This is a genomic window from Stenotrophomonas sp. 109824_Sma, assembly GCF_056480025.1.
In genome coordinates, this window is sequence record NZ_CM151078.1 from 2,767,509 (window position 1) to 2,787,969 (window position 20,461).

Here is a 20,461-nt window from a genome sequence, read left to right on the forward strand (position 1 = left end):
CGTCGCTGAATGCCGGCCAGCGGCCGGCACTACCATGCCTCCGTCTTGACCTCTTGATCTATTGACCTAAACCAATGTTGAGGTGCGATAACGATCTCCGCACGGCCAACCCCCTGGCCTTCCCCACGGAGATTGCTTCGATGTCGTACTCGCTCCCCCCGCTCCCCTACGCCTATGACGCCCTCGAGCCGCATTTCGATGCGCGCACGATGGAAATCCATCACAGCAAGCACCACCAGACCTACGTCAACAACCTCAATGCCGCCATCGAGCAGGCCGGCATCGCCGAACAACCGGTCGAGGCGCTGATCGCCAACCTCGATGCCGTGCCCGAGGCGCAGCGCGGCGCGGTCCGCAACAACGGCGGCGGCCACGCCAACCACAGCCTGTTCTGGACCGTGCTCAGCACCAACGGCGGCGCGCCCGATGACGAGCTGGCCGCGGCCATTGATCGTGACCTCGGCGGTTTCGATGCCTTCAAGGACGCCTTCACCAAGGCTGCGCAGACCCGTTTCGGCAGTGGCTGGGCCTGGCTGACCAGCGATCGTGATGGCGGCCTGCAGGTGGAAAGCAGTGCCAACCAGGACAGCCCGCTGATGGGTGCAGCCGTCGGCCTGTCCGGCAATACCCCGATCCTCGCACTGGACGTCTGGGAGCACGCCTACTACCTGCACTACCAGAACCGTCGCCCGGACTACATCGGCGCCTTCTTCAACATCATCAACTGGGCCGAGGTCGGCCGGCGCTACCGCCAGGCCCGGGCCTCATGAGCGGCGAGACACTGCCGTACGCCGGGCCGTGGGCGGGGGTCTTCCCCGCTCCGGCCCCGGTGCCGTCGGTCGAGATGCCGCCGCGTGCATTGCGGCGGCTGCTCGGCCATTTCCCGACCGGCGTCGCCATCGTCTGCGCACGCGATGCGCAGGGAAAACCGGTCGGCCTGACCATCAACTCGTTCGTGCCGGTGTCGCTGCAGCCGCCGCTGGTGTTGTGGAACCTGGCGCTGCACGCGCAGAGCCTGTCCACCTTCCAGCGCGCCACCCGCTTTGCGATCAGCGTGCTGGCGGCCGACCAGGAAGCACTGGCACGGCGCTTCGCCGATCCGCAGGTACGCAACCGCTTCGACGATCTGCCACTGCTGGACGACGACGAAGACGCACCACCGCGCATCGCCGGTGCGGTGGCCCATCTCACCTGTACCCGCCACGCGCAGTGGCCGGTGGGTGATCACCTGCTGCTGGCCGGTCGCATCATCGAGGTACACGAGAACGGCGGTGCGCCGCTGCTGTTCCATCGCGGCCGTTTCCAGCCCGGACCGGCCGAACTGCTGGTGGAGGTGCGCGGATGAACATCGAGGCTCTGGAATGCATGCTCGCCGCCGGCAAGGACGGCGCGCTGCTGCGCTTCGGCCTGGGCAAAGGCTGGCTGGATGCCGGCAACCCGGTGCGTGCGGCGACCCATCTTGGCCGTTGCGTGGTGCTTGATCCGCAGTATTCAGCGGCGTGGAAGCTGCTCGGCAAGGCCTGGCTGGCCAGTGGCCAGCCGCAGGCCGCGCGCGAAGCATGGCAGCGCGGGCTGAGCGTGGCCGGCAGCAAGGGCGACCAGCAGGCACGCAAGGAAATGCAGGTGTTCCTGCGACGCCTGGACCGCGAGCAGGCGGACCTGGCGAAAGCGGGCTGAGTCGATCAGCCCGCGTTGGCCGATGCCGGTGCGGACATGATGTCCGACATCGGCAGGCGGCGCGGCTTGCTCGGGAATGCGTGGCGCAGGATGCGCCAGACCACCTGGCCGAACTGGCGCGGCAGCGAGCCGTTGTTGTAGTGCTGGCCGTAGCGGCGGCAGATGTCCTTCACTTCCTTGGCGATGGCCGCATAGCGGTTGGCCGGCAGGTCTGGATAGAAGTGGTGCTCGATCTGGTGGCTGAGGTTGCCCGACAGCACGTTGATCAGGAAGCCGCCGCTGATGTTGGACGAACCGCGCAGCTGGCGCAGGTACCAGTGGCCGCGCGATTCATTGCGCAGGCATTCCTTCGGGAAGGTTTCCGATTCGGCGGTGAAGTGGCCGCAGAAGATGATCACGTAGGTCCAGATGTTGCGCAGGCCGTTGGCAACCAGGTTCCCCAGCATCACGGTGAGGAAGAACGGGCCGGCCAGCAGCGGGAAGAACACGTAGTCCTTCAGCACCTGGCGCAGCATCTTGCGCGCCACCGGGCGGGTCTGCAGCCACATCGCACGGGCACTCATGCGGCCCTTCAGCCAGCGGCCCAGGCGCAGGTCCTGCGCGGCCACGCCCCACTGGAACAGCAGTGCGAAGATCGGCGCGATGATCGGCTGCAGCAGGTAGAACGGCTTCCAGCGCTGCTCCGGGAAGATCCGCAGCAGGCCGTAGCCGATGTCATCGTCCATGCCACGCACGTTGGTGTAGGTGTGGTGGCGGAAATTGTGGGTCTTGCGCCAGTTGTCGGCGGTGGCAACGATGTCCCACTCGTAGGTATTGCCGTTGAGCTTGGGGTCGCCGGTCCAGTCGAACTGGCCATGCATGACGTTGTGGCCCAGCTCCATGTTCTCCAGGATCTTCGACAGCGCCAGCAGCAGCGTGCCGGTGATCGCGGCCGGCCACAGCAGCGGCATCCAGAACAGCGGCGAGAACGCCGCCAGGAACAGCAGGCCACGGCCCCCCACGCCGAACCAGCGCACGGCAGCGGCCACGCGGCGGATGTAGCGGGTATCGGAGGCGCCGAGGCTGCCGATCACACGGTCGCGGATCGCGTCGAGTTCCTCACCGAAGGCATGCATCTCGGCAGTACTCAGGGCACGGTCGGTAGCGCGGGTCATGGCAGGCGTCCTCAGAGATCCAGGGTCAGGTCGGTGGTCGGTGCGCTCACGCAGATCCGCACCGGCTGTGCCGATTCGGACTGCAGGTCGCCGGTACGCAGGTGGCGGGTGGCGCCACTGACGCGGTCACAGCTGCAGGTGTTGCAGATGCCCATGCGGCAGCCATGCTTGGGCTTGATGCCATGGGCTTCCAGGCTTTCCAGCAACGAGCTGCCACGCGGCACGCTCAGCTGGCGGCCACTGCGCGCCAGCGTCAGCACCACCTCCCCTTCACTGCTGGCGTCACGCAGCGGTGCCGGCGGAGTGAACGCTTCTGCCTGGAAACCGGCGACCTGGTGCGCCAGGCGTTCGCGCGCGGCGGCAACGAATCCATCCGGGCCACAGGCCAGTACATGGCGCTGCGCCAGCGGGGTGTCATCGCCGGCCACCTGCAGGTCGTGGGCATCGATGCGTGCGGCGGGTACATCGCCTTCGCGGGTGGTCAGCAGGTGCACACGCAGGTTCGGCTGGCTGGCGGCCAATGCCTGCAGCTCATCACGGAACTGCAGGTGGGCAGCGCTGCGCTCCCAGTAGAACAGATCCACCGGGGCGGCCAGCGGGCGTTGGCAGGCTTCGCGCAACAGGCTGCGCATCGGCGTGATGCCACTGCCGGCCGCCAGCAGCAGCACCGGCGCCGCGGCCGGCATATGGAATTCACCGAAGGCGGCATCGAGGCGGAACAGCTCGCCCGGCTGCGCATGGTTGACCAGGTGCTGGCTGACCCGGCCGCCGTCGACCGCCTTGACGGTGATCGCCAGCTCGCGCGGGCCAAGTGCGGTGGGGCTGTAGCTGCGCTGCCACAGGCGTCCTTCAATCTCCACGCCCAGGGTGACGTGCTGGCCGGCGCGCATGCCGGCCCAGTGCCGGTTGGTGCGCAGGACCAGGGTTGCCGCGCCCTCGCCGGCCGGCTCGCGGCGGACCAGGCGGGCCACAGGCTCGCGCAGGGTCCACAGGGGATTGAGCTGGCCCGCCCAGAAATCGAACAGCGACGGCGAGACCCAGCGGTAAGGAGAGAACAGGGACGGACGGACGACAGCGCTCATGGGCGAACTATACGGGCGCACATACACCTGTGTATACATGTGTATATTGAACCGGATTGGGTATGATTCAGCCTCGCCCCACCGGAACCCCCATGGCCGCTGCCACCGCCCTGTCGACGCCCGAAGATGCCAACAGCCCGGCCCGCCGTACGGTGAGCCGCGAGGATCTGCTGGCCGCCGCCCTGAAACTGATCGGGCCGCACCGCAGCCTGTCCACGCTCAGCCTGCGCGAAGTGGCACGTGAGGCCGGCATCGCGCCGAACAGCTTCTACCGGCAGTTCCGCGACATGGACGAACTGGCCGTGGCGCTGATCGATGCGGCTGGCCGCTCGCTGCGCACCATCATCGGCGAGGCCCGCCAGCGTGCCACCTCCACCGCCAGCAGCGTGGTGCGGGTCTCGGTGGAAACCTTCATGGAGCAGCTGCGCGCCGACGACAAGCTGCTGCACGTGCTGCTGCGCGAGGGCGCGGTCGGCTCGGACGACTTCAAGCACGCGGTCGAACGCGAGCTGCACTACTTCGAGGAAGAGCTGCAGCACGACCTGGTGCGCCTGGCTGCATTGGACGGCGCGGTCCTGCATGCGCCGGAACTGGTGGCCAAGGCCATCACCCGGCTGGTGTTCGCGATGGGCGCCACCGCCATGGACCTGCCGCCGGAAAAGGATCCGGAGCTGGTCGAGCAGATCTCCACGATGATCCGCATGATCATCGTCGGCGCGCGTACCCCCGCCGCGTTCCGCCGCGGCTGACGATTGCCCGGATCCCTTTCCAAAGGAAAGGGCTCTGACCCCACCTCCCTGCACCACACGGCAACGCCATCCTCCGTGCATGACCACCGGCAGGGTTGCGGCTCTTCTATGTAATGTTATAACAAACGCATGATCCACCTGGATGGGCGCTCCTCACCGAATTGCTGCGGCTTCGTTATATAGCTCTTGCTATATTGATAAGCCACTGCTTTCATATGCGCCAGCCAGGTCGCCCTCGCCGCCCTCCCTCCCCAAGGACGACGCCTCATGCCCGTTTCCCTCCTTCGCCGCCTGCCACTGGCTGCCGCCATTGCCCTCACCCTGCCACTGCCCACAGTCGCAGCCACCCCGAAACCGACCGAACTGGATCGGGTGCAGGTAAAAGTCAGCACCGCCACCCGCAGCGAACGCCTGCTGTCGGACGTGCCGATCCGCACCGAAGTGCTGCGCAAGGAAGACATCGCGCTGCGCGCGGCCACCGACTTCTCGCGTGCCGCCGAGCTGATCAACGGCCTGCGCGTGGAGAGCAACTGCCAGAACTGCAACACCAGTGAAGTGCAGCTGCTGGGCCTGCCCGGTGCCTACAACCAGTTGCTGTTCGATGGCATCCCGCTGCTGTCCACGCTGGGCAGCGTGTACGGCCTGGAACAGATCCCGGCCGGGTTCGTCGACCGCATCGAAGTGGTCAAGGGCGGCGGGTCGGCGCTGTACGGCCCAGGCGCGGTTGCCGGTGTGATCAACCTGATCCCGCCGCTGCCGGCGCGCAGCGGTGGCCATGTGCAGGCCGGCGTGGATGTCCTGAAGGGCACACCGCAGAAGAACGCCGACGTACGGCTGGACCTGGTGGCCAAGGACGCAGACGCTGGCCTGTCAGTGATCGCCCAGCGCAACTGGAACAGCGGCATCGACTACAACGGTGACGGCTACACCGAGATCACCCGCAAGAACCTCAAGGTCGGCGGGCTGCAGGCCTGGTATGCGCCCACGCCGGGCACGCGGCTGCGCCTGGACCTGCAGGTGACCGATGAAACCCGCCGCGGCGGCAACCGCCTGGACCAGCCCGAGTACCTGGCCAACATCGCCGAATCGCTGGATACGAAGTACCGGCGCGGCAGCGTGTCGTGGGACCAGGAGATCAATGCCGACGTCGACTTCCGCCTGGCCTACGCCTTCGCCGACATCGACCGTGACAGCTTCTATGGCGGTCTGGGTGATGTGGTCACCGATCCGTCCGCGCCCGGCTATGACCCGTCGCAGCTGGACCCCAACGTGGCCGGCAGCGCGGCCTCGCGTTCATGGCGCCAGTACGGCCGCACCCACAACCCGCTGCACTACATCGACAGCCAGTTGAACTGGCGGCTTGGCGCGCACGCGCTGGCCTTCGGCGTGCAGTACAAGCACGAAGCGCTGCGCGACGACAACCGCACCGGTGACGGGCAGCGCCTGGCGGTGCTGGAGGATGCCACTTTCCACAATCTGGGCGCCTTCATCCAGGACGAATGGAGCCTGCGCGACAACGTCGACCTGGTGCTGGGCGCACGCGTGGACAAAAGCTCGGAGCTGGACAACGCGGTGTTCTCGCCGCGCATCGCGCTGGCCTGGCAGGCCACGCCGAACCTGAAGTGGCGGGCAGGCGTTGCCACTGGCTTCCGTGCGCCGGAGATCTTCGTCGAGGACGTGCATGTCGATACCCTGGGTGGCGAACAGGTGCGTGTGCGCAACATCGACGGCCTGAAGGAAGAGCGCGCGTTGACCACTCTGTTCGGCTTCGACTGGCGTTCGGACCCGGCCAATCCGGTCTGGAGCTGGGATGCCACCGCCTCTTACGCCCGTATCCGCGACACCTTCGCACTGGGCGAGATCCAGCGCGGCGATGACGGGCAACTGAGCCAACTGCGCTACAACGCCTCCGGCTCCAATGTGCTGGGCGCGGAAACCAACCTCGGCTGGCAACCTTCGCCGCAGTGGCGCCTGACCGCCGGTGCCTCGTGGTATCGCTCGCGCTTCCGCGAACCGCAGCGCATCTTCGACGACACCGGCGACGGTGGCGACACCGTGATCGAAAGCCGCGACTACCTGAAGACCCCACGCTGGACCGGCCTGGCCCAGCTCAGCTGGATGCCCGCCGAACCGTGGGAGACCTTCGTCGCGCTGCGCCACACGGGCCCGATGTCGGTGCTGAACAACCGGCTGGGCGAGTTGCACCGCACGCGGCCATTCCTGGTCACCGACCTCGGTGCGCGCTGGCACCGTCACATCGGCGCGCAGGCGCAGCAGGAAGTGTCGGTGGCCGCAGGCGTCAAGAACGTCTTCGACCAGCGACAGAAGGATCTGGAAGTGGGCGCGCTGCGCGACAGCGACTATGTCTACGGGCCGCGTTTCGCGCGCTCGTGGTACGTCAACCTGCGCTATGCGTTCTGAGCTGCATCGAGCGTTATTGCTGGCCTGTGCCGTGCTGCTGGCCGCACCGGCGATGGCTGCGGACCTGCATGCGCAGGTCTCGGCCTCGCTGATGCGGCCGGAACAGCGCTCGCTGCGGCCGATGCAGTGGTCGCCGCCACCGAAACTGGTTGCACTGTACTTCGGCGCCGACTGGTGCGCGCCCTGCCATGCCTTCGTGCCCACCCTCCGCAGCGTGCGTGATGCGTTGCGCGAGGCCGGCGCCGATACCGAGGTGGTGTACGTCAGCCTGGATGAAAGCGAGGCCGCACTGCGCCGTTACATGCACGCACAGGACATGCCGTGGCCGGTGCTGGACCCGCGCCGCGCCGCGCGCATGCCGGCACTGCAGGCCTTGGCCGGGATGGCACCACCGAACCTGGTGCTGATTGATGCCGACGGAAATGTACTTGCCAATGGCTGGCACGGGCGCCGCTACGATGGCCTGCAGCCGGTGTTGAAGGAATGGACGAAACGCGCGTGCGCGCAGCAGCACGCACGCTGCCCGCCTGGATTGTAGGATCGCGCGAAATGCCGCCGGGCATGGCCCGACGCAACCGTTACGGCGCCCCGCCCTCCGCCTTGCGCACGAACGCTTCGAACAGCGCCAGCGTCTGCTCGCTTACATGGTGTTCTATACCCTCGGCATCACGCCGTGCGGTATCCGGGTCCACGCCCAGCGCCAGCAGGAAACGCTCCACGGTCTGATGACGCTGGCGGCTGGCATGCGCCAGCGCCTCGCCTTCCGAGGTCAGGAACACGCCTCGGTACGGCCGCTGCACCACCCAGCCATCACGGGCCAGCCGCCGCAGCATCTTCGCCACGGTGGGCTGGGCCACGCCCAGGCGGGTGGCGATGTCGACCTGGCGGGCCTCGCCGCCGTCGGCCAGCAGGTCCGAGATCAGCTCGACATAGTCCTCCACCAGCTCCATCCGGTGCGCCTCGCGTACCTGCCGGAAGCTCTCGACCTGGCGCTCGGCCTCGATCAAGGGGGTGCTTTTCAGCGATGTCGAATCGTCGGTCTTGCCCACGCCTGCGCCTGTCCTTCCGGTGTACTCCGGTGTTGAACCTGAATTCTGGACCAGTAACGCGATAAAGACGATTGTTTCACATTGCTAATGACTATAGCAGGAGCTATATTCGGACCCATGAACACCCTGGCGCCCCGCGACCCTTCGGCCTCCACTCCGGCCAGCCTCGGTGCGCTCAACGGCTCGGTCGCGGTGCCCGACAAGGGACACTGGTGGTTCCGCCTGCTGGCCTTCCTCGGCCCGGGCTACATGATCTCGGTCGGCTACATGGACCCGGGCAACTGGGCCACCGACCTCGCCGGCGGTTCGCGCTTCGGCTACCTGCTGCTGTCGGTCATCCTCATTTCCAACCTGATGGCGGTGATCCTGCAGGCGCTGTCGGCGCGGCTCGGCATCGCCACCGGCATGGACCTGGCGCAGGCCTGCCGCGCGCGTTACCCGAAGCCGGTGAACCTGGCGCTGTGGGCGCTGTGCGAGGCCGCGATCATCGCCTGCGACCTGGCCGAGGTGATCGGCACTGCGATCGCCTTGAAGCTGCTGTTCGACCTGCCGCTGCTGTGGGGCGCGGTGATCACTGCGCTGGACACGCTGCTGGTGCTGCTGCTGATGAACCGAGGTTTCCGTGCACTGGAAGCCTTCGTGATCGCGCTGCTGATGGTGATCTTCGCGTGCTTCGTGGTGCAGATCGCGATGGCGGCGCCGCCGGTGATGGCGGTGCTGGGCGGCTTCATACCGCGCGCACAGGTGGTGACCGATCCGCATGCGCTGTACATCGCGATCGGCATCATCGGCGCCACGGTGATGCCGCACAACCTGTACCTGCATTCGTCCATCGTGCAGACCCGCGCCTATCCGCGTACCGATGAAGGCCGCCGCAGCGCGCTGCGCTGGGCGGTGACCGACAGCACCATTGCGCTGACCCTCGCATTGTTCATCAACGCCAGCATCCTGATCCTGGCGGCGGCGGTGTTCCATGCCAATGGCCGATTCGACGTGGAAGACATCGAGCAGGCGCACCAGCTGCTGGCACCGATGCTGGGCGTCGGCGCGGCAGCGACGCTGTTTGCGATCGCGCTGCTGGCCTCCGGCCTGAACTCGACGGTGACGGCCACGTTGGCCGGCCAGATCGTGATGGAAGGCTTCCTGCACCTGCGCCTGCCACCGTGGCTGCGACGACTGATCACGCGTGCACTGGCGATCATTCCGGTGGTGGTGGTGATCATGCTGTTCGGCGACCAGGGCGCGGTGAAGCTGCTGGTGCTGAGCCAGGTGGTGCTGTCCATGCAGCTGCCGTTCGCGATCATCCCGCTGGTGCGGATCGTCACCGACAAGGTGACGATGGGGGCGCTGGTGGCACCGCGCTGGCTGGGCGCGATCGCCTGGGTGATCGCGCTGGTGATCGTGGTGTTGAACGTAAAGCTGCTGGTGGATACCTTCAGCGGCGGGTGATGCCAATTGCCGGGGTCGGTCCTGCCCCAGTAGATCCACGCCATGCATGGATGACTTTACGCGGCGTGGGGGTCAGAGCCCTTGCCGCTGGCAAGGGATCCGACCCCGGCATCTCCACGCTACAGATGCAACGCGATCGCGGCCTCGATCTGCTGCGGCGACTGGAACCCGGCCAGGCGGGTGCGTTCGTCGCCGTCACGGAACAGCGAGAGCGTCGGCGTCTGCCGCAGCCCCAGTTCCCTGAAGAACGCCTCACCCAGTACTTCCAGCTGCACGCGCAGCAAGGTGGTGCCCTGCCCCGCCACGCTGTTGGCCACGCGGTGCAGCGACATTTCCAGCATCCGGCATCCCGGGCACTGGTCCTTGTGGAAGTCCACCAGCACCCGCGGATGTTCGGCCAGCAGCTGCTGGAACTGCTCAGGCGTGGTGGCGTCGATGATCTGCATCGGTGTTGCTCCAGTAATGGGCCAGGATCGCGTCGGTCCAGGCCTCGATGGCCGCGGCATGGCGCTCGCCATGCGGCATCTGTTCGATCTCCAGCGGCGGGTAGTCGCTGCGGAAGTAGCGGATCAGCCGGTGCACGGCGCCGCAGTAGTACTCCTGCCCCCACTGCGTTTCGCCGGTGCCGAACACCGCCAGCTGCCGTGGCCGTTCGCCGCGCTCGGCGATGCCAGCCACCCACGCCTTCATCTCCGCCGGCGTGCGGCCGGCGTTGTCGGTCCAGCAGCCCAGCAGCACCAGGTCGGCCTCGTCGGCCGCCAGGGGTGGCGCCTGGCGCAGATCGTCGGCCTCCTGCCAGTGCACGGCATGACCCGCAGCACGGCAACGCTCGGCAATCTGCCGGCCAAGCTCGCGGGTGTTGCCGCTCAGCGAGGCCACCACCAGCAGGATGCTCAGCGCCGCGCCGGGCTCAGAGGTCGTCGAAGCCGTTGTCGACGTTGGTCTTCTTGTAACTTGCATTGCGCATCTCGAAGAAGTCGGTCTTGGTCTCGGTGAAGTTGTCGGCGTAGGCCTTGATCCACGGCATCACGTTGTCGGTGGTGTCGCTGTACAGGCGCTCGATACCGAGCATGCCGGCCATCTTGTTGGCCCGGTACTTCACATAGCGCGTCATTTCCTCCACATCGATGCCGTCGATGCCGTCCAGCACTTCCGACGACCACTGGGTCTCCAGTTCGATGGCGTGCTCGAACGCCTGGTGCACATAGGCGGTCAGCTCGTTGGTCTGCAGCTCCGGGTTCTCGCCGATGATGGCGCGGATCAGCTCGCTGATGAACTTGGTATGGGCCAGCTCGTCGCGGTTGATGAAACTGATGATCTTGCCGGTGCCGGTCATGCGGTTCTGCCGCACCATGTTGTAGAAGTACGCAAAACCGGAATAGAAGTTGATGCCCTCCAGGATCGAGGACTGGATCAGCGACTTCAGCAGGGTCTCAGCGGTCTTCTCGCGCATGAAGTCGTCATACGCGCCCATGATCGGTGCGTTGCGCTTGATGATGGTCGGATGGGTGCGCGCCAGTTCAAACACGCGGTTCTGGTTCGGCAGGTCGGTGATCGAGGCCAGCACGTAGCTGTAGCTCTCGTTGTGGATCACTTCCTGCTGGCCGATGATCGCGGCATTGGCATGCGCGGCCGGGTCGGTGATGTACTCGGCCACGTTGTAGATGAAGCGCGTCTGCGGTGAATCCAGCGTGGCCAGCAGGCCGATGATCGAGTCGTAGGCGTTCTTCTCGCGCGCGTTGAGCTCGCCGTACTGGCGGGCGTCCAGCTTCATGTCGACCTCGTCGGGAATCCAGAAGTTGGTCGACAGCTCCTTGTAGGCCCGATAGAAGGACGGGTAAGGAATGTCGTTCCAGTTGAGGATGCCGCTGGTCTGGCCGTTGATGATGCCGGTGCTGCGATTGGGATGGCGCGGTTCGAGGATCTTGATGCGGTCGAGGGGGGTTGCCATGGGTTTCTGCCTTCGTTCTCTTTCTATCGTGTTGCCGGCCAGCGGCCGGCACTACCGTAGATCGCGGGGTTGCCGGCCAGCGGCCGGCATTACCGTGGGTCGCCGGTGATCAGCTGGAGCACCACTCGCATTCGCTGATGTCGATATCGTTGGAACGCACGTAGTAGGTGGTCTTCAGGCCTTCGCGCCAGGCGCTCAGGTGCAGATCCAGCAGCGTGCTGGCGCGGATCGTGCTGGGCACGTACAGGTTGAAGCTGATCGACTGATCGACATGGCGCTGGCGGCGCGCATTCTGGCGCACGCTGGCGAACTGGTCGACCTTGTAGGCGCCCTTCTCGTAGTACGGCCAGGTTTCCAGCGACAGCCCCGGTGCGGCCACCGGCCGCCGGAAGTCCTTCTTTTCCTCGTAGTAGAACGCGCTGTAGATCGGATCGATCGAGGCGGTGGAACCAGCAATCTGCGCGGTGCTCATGTTCGGCGCCACCGCCAGCAGCCAGCCGTTGCGCAGGCCGTGCGTGGCGACCTCGCGGGCCAGGCTGTCCCACGCGGCGCCGGTGTAGTCGCGGTCGCGGAAGTAGCGTCCGTTGTGCCAATCGCTGCCGGCGAACATCGGGTAGCTGCCCTTCTCCTTCGCCAGCTGCGCGCTGGCCTGGATGGTCAGGAAGTTGATGCGCTCGTACAGGCGGTCGGCCAGCTGTTCGGCATCCGGCGAGTCCCACTGGATCGCCTGCTGCGCCAGCAGGTGGTGCCAGCCGAAGGTGCCCAGGCCGATGGCGCGGTACTTGCGGTTGGTGATCGTGGCCTGCGGCACCGGCAGTGCGTTGAGGTCGATCACGTTGTCGAGCATGCGCACCTGGATCGGGATCAGGCGCTCCAGCACATCGGTGGCCAGCAGGTCATCCGGCGCACTGATCGCCCGGCCGAGGTTGATCGAGGACAGGTTGCAGACCACGAAGTCGCCGGCGCGGCGCGTGGTGACGATCTGGTCGCCGCTGACGATCTCCTGGATCATCCGCGTCGGGCTCATGTTCTGCAGGATCTCGGTGCACAGGTTGCTGGAATAGATCATGCCCGCGTGCTTGTTCGGGTTCCGGCGGTTGACCTCGTCGCGGTAGAACAGGAATGGGTTGCCGGTCTCCAGCTGGCTGAGCATGATCCGCTTGAACAGATCGATGGCCTTCACCGTGCGGCGACTGATGCGCTCATCGGCCACCAGCTCGGCATAGCGGTCGCGGAAGCTGCCCGCACCGCGCTTCTCGTCGTAGAAGTCCTGCAGGTACCAGCCCTTGGCCTGCTTCACCTCGTGCGGGTCGAACAGGTACCAGTCGGCACGGCGCTCGACCGCTTCCATGAACAGGTCCGGCACGCAGACCGAGGTGAACACATCGTGCGCGCGCAGGCGCTGGTCACCGTTGTTGAGGCGCAGGTCCATGAAGGCTTCGATGTCGCGGTGCCAGATGTCCAGGTACACCGCCACCGCGCCCTTGCGCTGGCCGAGCTGGTCGACCGACACCGCCGTGTTGTTGAGCTGCTTGATCCACGGCACCACGCCGCCGGAGGAATTGGGCACGCCACGGATCGGCGCGCCGCTGCTGCGCACGTAGCCCAGATAGGCACCAACGCCGCCGCCGTGCTTGGACACGCGCGCGATGTCGGTATTGGAGTCATAGATGCCCTGCAGGCTGTCGTCCACCGTGTCGATGAAGCAGCTGGACAGCTGGCCGCCGACCTTGCCGGCATTGGCCAGCGTCGGCGTGGCCACGGTCATGTACAGGTTGGACAGCGCCCAGTACGCCTCGCCGACCAGCTGCATGCGCCGCTCGCGCGGTTTTTCCTCCTGCATCAGGTACAGCGCGATGGTCAGCCAGCGCTCCTGCGGCAGCTCATAGACCTCGCGGCTGCGGTCGCTGGCCAGGTAGCGCGTGGCCAGCAGGTACAGGCCGTTGTAGGCGAACAGGCGGTCGCGGTCCGGGTCGATCATCTCGCCGGCCTGCTGCAGCTCTTCCTTCGAATAGCAGCGCAGGATGTCGTTGCTGTAGATGCCACGGTCGGCGAGGCTTTCCTGCAGGCCCACGTAGGAGCCGTACTTCAGGCTGACGTCGTAGAAGCGGTTGCGGCTGGCACGCTTGTACAGACGGCGCAGGTAGATGCGCGCGGCGAACTGCTCCCACTCCGGCGCGACCAGGTCCACGCGCGATTCGGCCTCGCGGATCAGCAGATCGACCAGGTCGTCGGCGCTGATGCTCGGCTTGCGCTCGACCATCGCCTGCACCACGCGGCGGTAGTCGCTCACATCCAGCTGCGGGAACTCGGCATGCACCGCATCGATGCTGCGCTGCAGGCGCTCGGCATCGAACGGCAGGCGGCGGTTGCCGGCCTCCTTGGTGATCCAGGTCGGCACGCGCTCGCCACCAGCGCGCAAAGCGTCGCCGGCGCCGGCCAGATCGGCCGCGCGGTAGGTGTTGTCGGTCATGGTCCTGCGTCTCCAGGCTCGCACGCGCGGTGGCGTCGATGCCGTGGCAGCCCTGCACGCGATACCGGCGCACGGGGCGATCGGGGTGGGATGCCAAAGCGCGGGAACACCAGGTCGTCGGCATGCGCCTGCGCCTGCGGCCGGTATCCGGGCCGTGGGGGCGACCTGTGTCCGCACGATGGCGGCCGCGTCGACACGGCAAGCCTTCAGGGGCGGGCCGCGGGACGTTTGCTGCATGTCCGGCGGCGGCGGCTGACCGGGAGTGACAGCCACAACATAGTGGGGATGTTTCGAGCCGTCAACACAAGATGCGGTAATCACGACATGACGCGACGATCCGTCGCAGGATGCCGTGTTGCAGTGGCGACGCCTTGTCGACACCCCCAGCGTCCCCAGTTCGATACAACATCCACTTTCCCCGGAACATCGACCATGCGCGCTGCCCAGTACCCTTCCTTCGGCGACCCGGCCGACGTCCTTTCGATTGCTGACGCCGCCCTGCCCCAGCCCGGCCCCGGCGAGGTGCGCATCCGCACCGTGCTGGCGTCCATCCACAATCACGACCTGCTGACCGTGCGCGGCCTCTACGGCTACAAGCCGACGCTGCCGGCCATCGGTGGCAGTGAAGCGCTGGGCGTGGTCGATGCGCTTGGCGAAGGCGTCGACGGCCTGCAGATCGGCCAGCGCGTTGCCGCCGCCTCGGTGCATGGCACCTGGGCCGAAGCGTTCATTGCACCGGCACGCATGGTGATTCCGATGCCGGACGCGATCCCTGACGAGATGGCCGCACAGCTGATCGCGATGCCGCTGAGCGCGCTGATGCTGCTGGAATTCCTGGACGTCGAAGCGGGCCAGTGGATCGTGCAGAACACCGCCAACGGCGCGGTGGGCAAGTCGCTGGCGATGCTGGCGCGGGCGCGCGGCGTGCACGTGGCCAACCTGGTGCGCAACGCCGACGCGGTCGCGCAGTTGCAGGCGCTGGGCATCGATCACGTGTTCGATACATCGGTGGACGGCTGGAAGGATCGCGTGCGCGCCGCCACCGGCGAAGCACAGGCGGCGGCCGCGGTGGATTCCATTGGCGGCGACGCCAGCGGCGATCTGGTCGACCTGCTCGGCCACCACGGCACCCTGGTGTCGTTCGGGGTGATGAGCGGCGAACCGATGCGCATTCCCGCCGGCGGCCTGATCTACAAGGAAGCCACGGTGAAGGGCTTCTGGGGCAGCAAGGTCAGCCAGGCGATGGCGGTGGAGGACAAGCGCCGGCTGGTCGGCGAGCTGCTCAAGCGTGCGGCCAGTGGTGAGCTGACGCTGCCGGTGGAGCAGGTCTTCGCACTGGACGACATCGCCCAGGCAGTGAAGGCAGGCGCGGGTTCGGGCCGCAACGGCAAGGTGCTGCTGCGCCCGTGATGGGCCCCGGGTCGGATCCCTTTCCAGAATGGAAAGGGCTCTGACCCGCCAGGAGCGTGCGGACCAACGGTCCGCACCCACCGAGAGCGGGAAGCAGTCATTTCGTTAAGAACCTGTGATGTATAACTGAATGCGCTTTCGTCATTGGAAGGTGCACGCGGCTGCGTGCGGTACTGACGGCTCCTCCCCCGTTCGGCGTTGTCGCTTCCATGTACCGCACCACCCTGAACCTGCTTGCCGGCGCCATCGCGCTGGGCCTCACCGCCGGCGCTGCCGGCGCCGCTGAAACCGCCGACACAGGCAAGGACAGCACCACCCTGGGCACCGTGCTGGTGACCGGCTCCAACATCAAGCGCAGCGATACCGCCGGGCCGAACCCGGTGCAGATCGTCAGCCGCGAACAGATCGAACAGACCGGCCGCTCCACCCTCACCGACGTGCTGCGCAACCTGTCGGCCAATGCCGGCAACAGTTTCGACGAGCAGTACACCGGCAGCTTCGCCGCCGGCTCGGCCTCGATCGGCCTGCGTGGCCTGTCGCCGAAGAACACGCTGGTACTGGTCAACGGCTATCGAGTCTCCAACTTCGGCTTCGCACTCAATACCCAGGACACCTTCGTCGACCTCAACGCGCTGCCGATCAGCGCAGTCGAACGCATCGAAGTGCTGAAGGATGGTGCCTCAGCGGTGTACGGTTCCGATGCCATCGCCGGCGTCATCAACATCATCCTGCGCAAGAACTTCCAGGGCGTGGAAGTGGGCGGCGGCTTCGGTACCGCCACCCAGGGCGGCCTCGATGAGCGCAAGGCCAACCTGCTGGCCGGCTTCGGCGACCTGGAACAGCAGGGCTGGAACGTGCTGTTCGGGCTGGACCTGCTCAAGCGCGACCGCCTCGATGGCGATGACCGCGCCTATACCCGCAGCGGCGACTTCCGCGACAAGCCGGGCGGCCGCCTGGCCGGCTGGTCCACCGCCGGCGGCAACTGGCTGTCCAACCCGCGTGCACCGCAGCCGTTCGCCAGTTGCCCCGAGGGCAGCCAGCTGCGCCCCTACAGCGATTTCGGCAGCACCCTGCCCGGCCAGGCCTGCGCCTTCAACGCGCAACCGTTCAAGACCCTGCAGCCCGGCGCCGAGCGCCTGCAGGCGTCGTTGAGTGCGACCTACCGCTTCAACGACAGCATCGAGGCCTTCGCCGACGTGCTGTACAGCCACAACAAGGCCGACCAGATCTTCAGCGCGCCGCTGACCGTCGGACCCGGCCTGCGCGCGTACAACCCGGCCACCGGCACCCTGATCGACGTACCGGCGGTGCTGCCGGTCGGCCACCCGAACAACCCGGGCAGCACGCCGCTGCCGTTCGAGTACACCTTCTTCGATCTCGGCCCGCGCCTGAAGGACAACACCCAGGTGTTCTACCGCGCCCTGGCCGGCGTGCGTGGCAGCGGCGAGCGCTGGGATTGGGAAGTGGCGGCGCTGACCTCGCAGAGCGCGCAGCGCGAATACGTGGACAACTTCGTCAACCGCTACGCGTTCGAGCAGATCCTGCGCGATGGCAGCTACAACTTCCTCAACCCGTCCAGCACGCCCGGGGCGCTGGATGCCCTGCGCCTGCAGACCAAGCGACCGGGCTGGTACAAGCTGCACTCATTGAACGTCAAAGCATCGACGTCGCTGTGGGAACTGCCGGCCGGCACGGTCGGCTTCGCCTGGGGTGCCGAGTTCCGCAAGGAATCACTGGATGCGCGTACCAGTGCGCAGGTACTGTCGGGCACCGAACTGCGCCCGGCCATCAACGTGGTGAACGGCGAGCGCCAGGTCAGTGCCGCCTACGCCGAACTGAGCGTGCCGCTGCACCGCACGCTGGAGCTGCAGCTGGCCGGTCGCGGCGACCACTACGATGATTTCGGCAAAGCGTTCTCGCCGAAAGTGGCCCTGCGCTGGCAGCCGCTGGACAGCCTGCTGCTGCGCGGCTCGTTCTCGCGTGGTTTCCGCGCCCCCTCGCTGCCGGAGATCGCGCCGGGCCAGACCGTCAGCTACGGCTCGGTGATCGATCCGCTGGATCCGCTGCAGCCCGGTGGCAGCCGTGGCGTGACCAACATCCGCACCGGCAACCCGGACCTGAAGGCCGAGCGTTCGCGCAACTTCAACGTGGGCGCGGTGTGGTCGCCGGATGGCGACACCAGCATCGGCCTGGACTGGTACCGCATCGAGCAGGACAATCTGGTCAAGCCGGACAGTGCGCAGTTCATCGTCGACAACCCGACGCTGTTCCCCGGTCGTGTGCAACGTGATGCACAGGGGCGCATCACGTTCATCACCAACCAGTACGCCAACCAGGGCGAACTGACCACCTCGGGCCTGGACCTGGACGCCAACCACACCTTCCGCACCGAGGGCTGGGGCAGCTTCACCGTGGCCGGCAGCTGGACCCACCTGCTCAGCTTCAAGCAGCCGCTGGTGGCCGGCCAGGCACCGTACGAAGGGGCCGGCAACAACCGCCACGGCGCGCTGCCGCGTACCCGCGGCACCACCTCGCTGAACTGGGCGGTGGGCGACTGGAGCAGCACGCTGAGCCTGCAGTACGTGAGCGGCTACGACCAGCGCGTGGCGACAGCGACCAGCAACCCGGGCCTGCGCGACCGCATCAAGCCGTATCACCAGCTGGACCTGTACGTGGCCTACGAAGGCATCGCGAACACCACGTTGTCGCTGTCGGTGCTGAACCTGACGGACAAGGATCCGCCGTTCGACCCGGCCGGTGGCTCCAATGGCTTCGACATCAGCCAGTACAACCTGCGCGGGCAGTTCGTCTCGCTGGGGGCGCGCTACCGGTTCTGACGCGGTGCCGGGGCGGCGGTGATGCGCCGCCCCATTTGTGCTGCCGGCCAGCGGCCGGCACTACCACCGACCGCCGGGGCAAGCCCGGCGGTCGTGCATCAGCGGCTCAGGTGCAGGAACTGCAGGTGCCGTTCGTACTGGCTGATGATGTCGTTGATGATCTGCTTGCGGCTGTAGCCGACCAGGTCGTAGTCCTGGCTGCCTTCGAACAGGTGCACTTCAGCGCGGTAGTAGCGCTGGTTGCGCAGCTGCTGCGCGGCGAACGACGGCGTCAGGTAGCCACTCAGGATCACCCGGTACAGGAAGTCCTGCTGCTCGCCGTGGTTCACCGTCAGCTCCATGTCGCCGGCCTCGAAGCGCGTCGCCACGTCCCAACCCTGCCCGCGCAGCTGCTCGGCCACCGCTTCCATCGCCGGCTTCACCGTGTCGTCCATGAAGCGGTAGACCTGGTCGCGCACCGGGAAGTGCATGGCCTGGCTCAGGCGCTGGCGCCAGCCCTGGTGGTGGCGGTCGTCACCGATCAGCGGCGAGGGCCGGTACTGCAGCGCGCGCTTGCGGTGCGATTCGTCACTGAAGGCGCGGGTCAGGCCCCACATCATCAGCAACAACACCGCCGAGAACGGCAGCGACGCCAGCACCACCGCCGATTTCAGCGCATCGATGCTGCCGGCCAGCAGCAGCCCGGCGGTCAGCACGGCGATCACCGTGCCCCAGAACACGCGCAGCCAGCGCGGACCATCATCCTCCGGCGCACCGCCGTGCGAGGACAGCGTGGACAACACCACCGCCCCCGAATCCGCCGACGTCACGAAGAAGATGAAACTGACCAGCACCGTCACCGCAATCACCGTGCGGCTCCAGGGGTAGCCATCGAGCAGTGCATACAACACGGTCGGTGGGTCATCCACCGCCAGCTGTGCCAGCTGCTGCTGGCCGTGATGCAGTACCTGGTCCAGCGCGCTGTTGCCGAAGATCGACAGCCAGGCCAGGGTGAAGCCGAGCGGGATCAGCAGCACGCCGAACACGAACTCGCGGATGGTGCGGCCACGCGAGATGCGCGCGATGAACAGGCCGACGAACGGCGCCCAGCCGATCCACCAGGCCCAGTAGAACACCGTCCAGCCGCCCAGCCATTCCGGTCGGCCGCCATAGGCGTACACGTCGAAACTCTTGCCAACCACGCTGCCGAGGTAGTCGCCCAGGTTCTGCATCAGCGTGCTGAGCAGGTACTGGGTGGGGCCGGCGCACAGCATGAACAGCACCAGCGCGATCGCCAGCAGCATGTTGATGTTGGCCATCCAGCGCACGCCCTTCTCCACCCCGGAGACGGCCACGGCCACCGCCGCACCCATCATGCTGACCACCAGGATGATCTGCACCAGGTTGGAGTGCGGGATGTTGAACAGGTGCGACAGGCCGGCGTTGAGGTGCAGCACGCCGAAGCCCATGTCGGCGCCGATGCCGAACACGGTGGCGACAATGCCCAGCGCGTCCACGGTGTAGCCGATCGGGCCATTGATGCGCTTGCCGATCAGCGGGTACAGCGCCGAACGCAGCGCCAGCGGCAGGTTGTGGCGATAGGCGAAGTAGGCCATTGCCATCGCAGCGAGTGCGAACACGCCCCAGCCATGCAGGCCCCAGTGCAGGAACAGCAGCTGCATGGCCTGGCGCGCACCGGCCTCGCCCGCAGCAGGGTCGCCCTGCGGCGGCTGCAGGTAATGGGTCAGCGGTTCGGAGACGCAGAAGAAGAACAGGGTGATGCTGATGCCGGCGGCGAACAGCATGCCGGCCCAGGAGAGATAGCTGAACTCCGGCTCGTCATGGTCGGCACCGAGCTTGATGCCACCGTACTTGGACAGCGCCACGCCGACCACGAACACCAGGTACAGGGTCATCGCCAGCAGGTAGTACCAGCCGACGTTGAGTGCGGCCCAGTCCTGCGCCTTGACCAGAAGGCGGCCCGCACCGAGCGGGAACAGGCTGACGAACAGCGCGAACGCCACGACAACGATCGCCGCGAAGGCGAACACAGGTCGAAGGGTGCGCACCGGGGATTGTTGCGGCTCCAGTACTTCCATGGGGCGGCGTTCTCCGGTAGATCAAAGGGTTAGCCGACCGATTCTGGCTGAACCGCAGTGGACAGAGCATGAAGTTGCGGCCCGTGGTCACAGGCCCGGCCCATCAATCCGTGTTATCACGCGCGCGCCGA

At 66.7% G+C, this 20,461-nt stretch carries 17 protein-coding genes; 9 read left to right on the top strand and 8 right to left on the bottom strand.

All coding sequences use genetic code 11. The features are described 5' to 3' along the window. Nucleotides 1–140: 140 nt before the first annotated feature. From ACZK1G_RS13175 to ACZK1G_RS13185, 3 genes are read left to right on the top strand one after another with little or no spacing between them, the layout of a single operon-like run. The gene (locus ACZK1G_RS13175; RefSeq protein WP_101765625.1) at nt 141–770 is read left to right on the top strand and encodes a superoxide dismutase; all 630 of its coding nucleotides are present in this window, start codon (nt 141–143) and stop codon (nt 768–770) included. After that, the gene (locus tag ACZK1G_RS13180) at nt 767–1,345 is read left to right on the top strand and encodes a flavin reductase family protein (protein ID WP_101765626.1); all 579 of its coding nucleotides are present in this window, start codon (nt 767–769) and stop codon (nt 1,343–1,345) included. Before ACZK1G_RS13175 ends, ACZK1G_RS13180 begins: the two co-directional genes overlap by 4 nt. Next, nucleotides 1,342–1,677, top strand: a complete 336-nt coding sequence (locus ACZK1G_RS13185; RefSeq protein ID WP_005409958.1) for a tetratricopeptide repeat protein — start codon at nt 1,342–1,344, stop codon at nt 1,675–1,677. Before ACZK1G_RS13180 ends, ACZK1G_RS13185 begins: the two co-directional genes overlap by 4 nt. A 5-nt stretch (nt 1,678–1,682) precedes the next feature. Here the strand turns inward: ACZK1G_RS13185 and ACZK1G_RS13190 are convergent, their stop codons facing one another. Continuing rightward, nucleotides 1,683–2,831: a fatty acid desaturase family protein gene (locus ACZK1G_RS13190; protein ID WP_075677930.1), complete on the bottom strand. Its 1,149-nt coding sequence runs from the start codon at nt 2,829–2,831 to the stop codon at nt 1,683–1,685. Between the two features lie 11 nt (nt 2,832–2,842). Next, entirely contained in the window at nt 2,843–3,913 is a 1,071-nt protein-coding gene (locus tag ACZK1G_RS13195; RefSeq protein ID WP_197622225.1) for a ferredoxin reductase, read from the bottom strand. A gap of 92 nt (nt 3,914–4,005) precedes the next feature. On the opposite strand from ACZK1G_RS13195, the gene fabR reads away from it, so the two are divergent. The 3 genes from fabR to ACZK1G_RS13210 all read left to right on the top strand — a co-directional run bounded on the left by fabR (nt 4,006) and on the right by ACZK1G_RS13210 (nt 7,621). Next, a complete protein-coding gene (gene fabR, locus ACZK1G_RS13200; protein ID WP_100472925.1) occupies nt 4,006–4,662 on the top strand; it encodes an HTH-type transcriptional repressor FabR in 657 nt (218 codons plus the stop codon). A 267-nt stretch (nt 4,663–4,929) separates the two neighbouring features. Further along, on the top strand, nt 4,930–7,083 hold the full coding sequence (locus tag ACZK1G_RS13205; RefSeq protein ID WP_101765628.1) for a TonB-dependent receptor plug domain-containing protein: 2,154 nt from the start codon (nt 4,930–4,932) through the stop codon (nt 7,081–7,083). Then, nucleotides 7,073–7,621: a thioredoxin-like domain-containing protein gene (locus ACZK1G_RS13210; RefSeq protein ID WP_101765629.1), complete on the top strand. Its 549-nt coding sequence runs from the start codon at nt 7,073–7,075 to the stop codon at nt 7,619–7,621. Before ACZK1G_RS13205 ends, ACZK1G_RS13210 begins: the two co-directional genes overlap by 11 nt. 40 nt (nt 7,622–7,661) lie before the next feature. Here ACZK1G_RS13210 and mntR read toward each other — a convergent pair whose 3' ends face one another. Beyond that, complete coding sequence (gene mntR / locus ACZK1G_RS13215) at nt 7,662–8,132, bottom strand: manganese-binding transcriptional regulator MntR (RefSeq protein WP_101765630.1); 471 nt, start codon at nt 8,130–8,132, stop codon at nt 7,662–7,664. Between the two features lie 117 nt (nt 8,133–8,249). On the opposite strand from mntR, the gene ACZK1G_RS13220 reads away from it, so the two are divergent. Then, a complete protein-coding gene (locus ACZK1G_RS13220) occupies nt 8,250–9,581 on the top strand; it encodes an Nramp family divalent metal transporter (protein WP_101765631.1) in 1,332 nt (443 codons plus the stop codon). A gap of 119 nt (nt 9,582–9,700) precedes the next feature. Here the strand turns inward: ACZK1G_RS13220 and ACZK1G_RS13225 are convergent, their stop codons facing one another. The 4 genes from ACZK1G_RS13225 to ACZK1G_RS13240 form a co-directional block, all read right to left on the bottom strand. After that, the gene (locus ACZK1G_RS13225; protein ID WP_005409967.1) at nt 9,701–10,027 is read right to left on the bottom strand and encodes a thioredoxin family protein; all 327 of its coding nucleotides are present in this window, start codon (nt 10,025–10,027) and stop codon (nt 9,701–9,703) included. Beyond that, nucleotides 9,999–10,466 carry a flavodoxin gene (locus ACZK1G_RS13230; protein WP_101766415.1) on the bottom strand — a complete coding sequence of 156 codons (468 nt, stop codon included), beginning with the start codon at nt 10,464–10,466 and terminating at the stop codon, nt 9,999–10,001. Before ACZK1G_RS13230 ends, ACZK1G_RS13225 begins: the two co-directional genes overlap by 29 nt. A 25-nt stretch (nt 10,467–10,491) precedes the next feature. Beyond that, nucleotides 10,492–11,532, bottom strand: a complete 1,041-nt coding sequence (locus tag ACZK1G_RS13235; RefSeq protein ID WP_101765632.1) for a ribonucleotide-diphosphate reductase subunit beta — start codon at nt 11,530–11,532, stop codon at nt 10,492–10,494. A gap of 109 nt (nt 11,533–11,641) precedes the next feature. After that, nucleotides 11,642–14,242 carry a ribonucleoside-diphosphate reductase subunit alpha gene (locus ACZK1G_RS13240; protein ID WP_424143765.1) on the bottom strand — a complete coding sequence of 867 codons (2,601 nt, stop codon included), beginning with the start codon at nt 14,240–14,242 and terminating at the stop codon, nt 11,642–11,644. 195 nt (nt 14,243–14,437) lie between these two features. Here ACZK1G_RS13240 and ACZK1G_RS13245 point away from each other — a divergent pair, with 195 nt between their 5' ends. Together ACZK1G_RS13245 and ACZK1G_RS13250 are read left to right on the top strand one after the other, a co-directional pair. Further along, on the top strand, nt 14,438–15,415 hold the full coding sequence (locus ACZK1G_RS13245) for a zinc-binding dehydrogenase (RefSeq protein ID WP_101765634.1): 978 nt from the start codon (nt 14,438–14,440) through the stop codon (nt 15,413–15,415). 209 nt (nt 15,416–15,624) lie between these two features. After that, the gene (locus ACZK1G_RS13250) at nt 15,625–18,252 is read left to right on the top strand and encodes a TonB-dependent receptor (protein WP_101765635.1); all 2,628 of its coding nucleotides are present in this window, start codon (nt 15,625–15,627) and stop codon (nt 18,250–18,252) included. Nucleotides 18,253–18,350: 98 nt separating this feature from the next. On the opposite strand, the gene betT is transcribed toward ACZK1G_RS13250, so the two are convergent. Beyond that, complete coding sequence (gene betT / locus ACZK1G_RS13255) at nt 18,351–20,330, bottom strand: choline BCCT transporter BetT (RefSeq protein ID WP_014037501.1); 1,980 nt, start codon at nt 20,328–20,330, stop codon at nt 18,351–18,353. Nucleotides 20,331–20,461: the final 131 nt, after the last annotated feature.

Bases quoted from the DNA above. Each gene is read 5' to 3' on its own strand.
- ACZK1G_RS13175 (WP_101765625.1), top strand. From the start codon at position 141: ATGTCGTACTCGCTCCCCCCGCTCCCCTACGCCTATGACGCCCTCGAG.
- ACZK1G_RS13180 (WP_101765626.1), top strand. From the start codon at position 767: ATGAGCGGCGAGACACTGCCGTACGCCGGGCCGTGGGCGGGGGTCTTC.
- ACZK1G_RS13185 (WP_005409958.1), top strand. From the start codon at position 1,342: ATGAACATCGAGGCTCTGGAATGCATGCTCGCCGCCGGCAAGGACGGC.
- ACZK1G_RS13190 (WP_075677930.1), bottom strand. From the start codon at position 2,831: ATGACCCGCGCTACCGACCGTGCCCTGAGTACTGCCGAGATGCATGCC.
- ACZK1G_RS13195 (WP_197622225.1), bottom strand. From the start codon at position 3,913: ATGAGCGCTGTCGTCCGTCCGTCCCTGTTCTCTCCTTACCGCTGGGTC.
- fabR (WP_100472925.1), top strand. From the start codon at position 4,006: ATGGCCGCTGCCACCGCCCTGTCGACGCCCGAAGATGCCAACAGCCCG.
- ACZK1G_RS13205 (WP_101765628.1), top strand. From the start codon at position 4,930: ATGCCCGTTTCCCTCCTTCGCCGCCTGCCACTGGCTGCCGCCATTGCC.
- ACZK1G_RS13210 (WP_101765629.1), top strand. From the start codon at position 7,073: ATGCGTTCTGAGCTGCATCGAGCGTTATTGCTGGCCTGTGCCGTGCTG.
- ACZK1G_RS13220 (WP_101765631.1), top strand. From the start codon at position 8,250: ATGAACACCCTGGCGCCCCGCGACCCTTCGGCCTCCACTCCGGCCAGC.
- ACZK1G_RS13225 (WP_005409967.1), bottom strand. From the start codon at position 10,027: ATGCAGATCATCGACGCCACCACGCCTGAGCAGTTCCAGCAGCTGCTG.
- ACZK1G_RS13235 (WP_101765632.1), bottom strand. From the start codon at position 11,532: ATGGCAACCCCCCTCGACCGCATCAAGATCCTCGAACCGCGCCATCCC.
- ACZK1G_RS13240 (WP_424143765.1), bottom strand. From the start codon at position 14,242: ATGCAGCAAACGTCCCGCGGCCCGCCCCTGAAGGCTTGCCGTGTCGAC.
- ACZK1G_RS13245 (WP_101765634.1), top strand. From the start codon at position 14,438: ATGCGCGCTGCCCAGTACCCTTCCTTCGGCGACCCGGCCGACGTCCTT.
- ACZK1G_RS13250 (WP_101765635.1), top strand. From the start codon at position 15,625: ATGTACCGCACCACCCTGAACCTGCTTGCCGGCGCCATCGCGCTGGGC.
- betT (WP_014037501.1), bottom strand. From the start codon at position 20,330: ATGGAAGTACTGGAGCCGCAACAATCCCCGGTGCGCACCCTTCGACCT.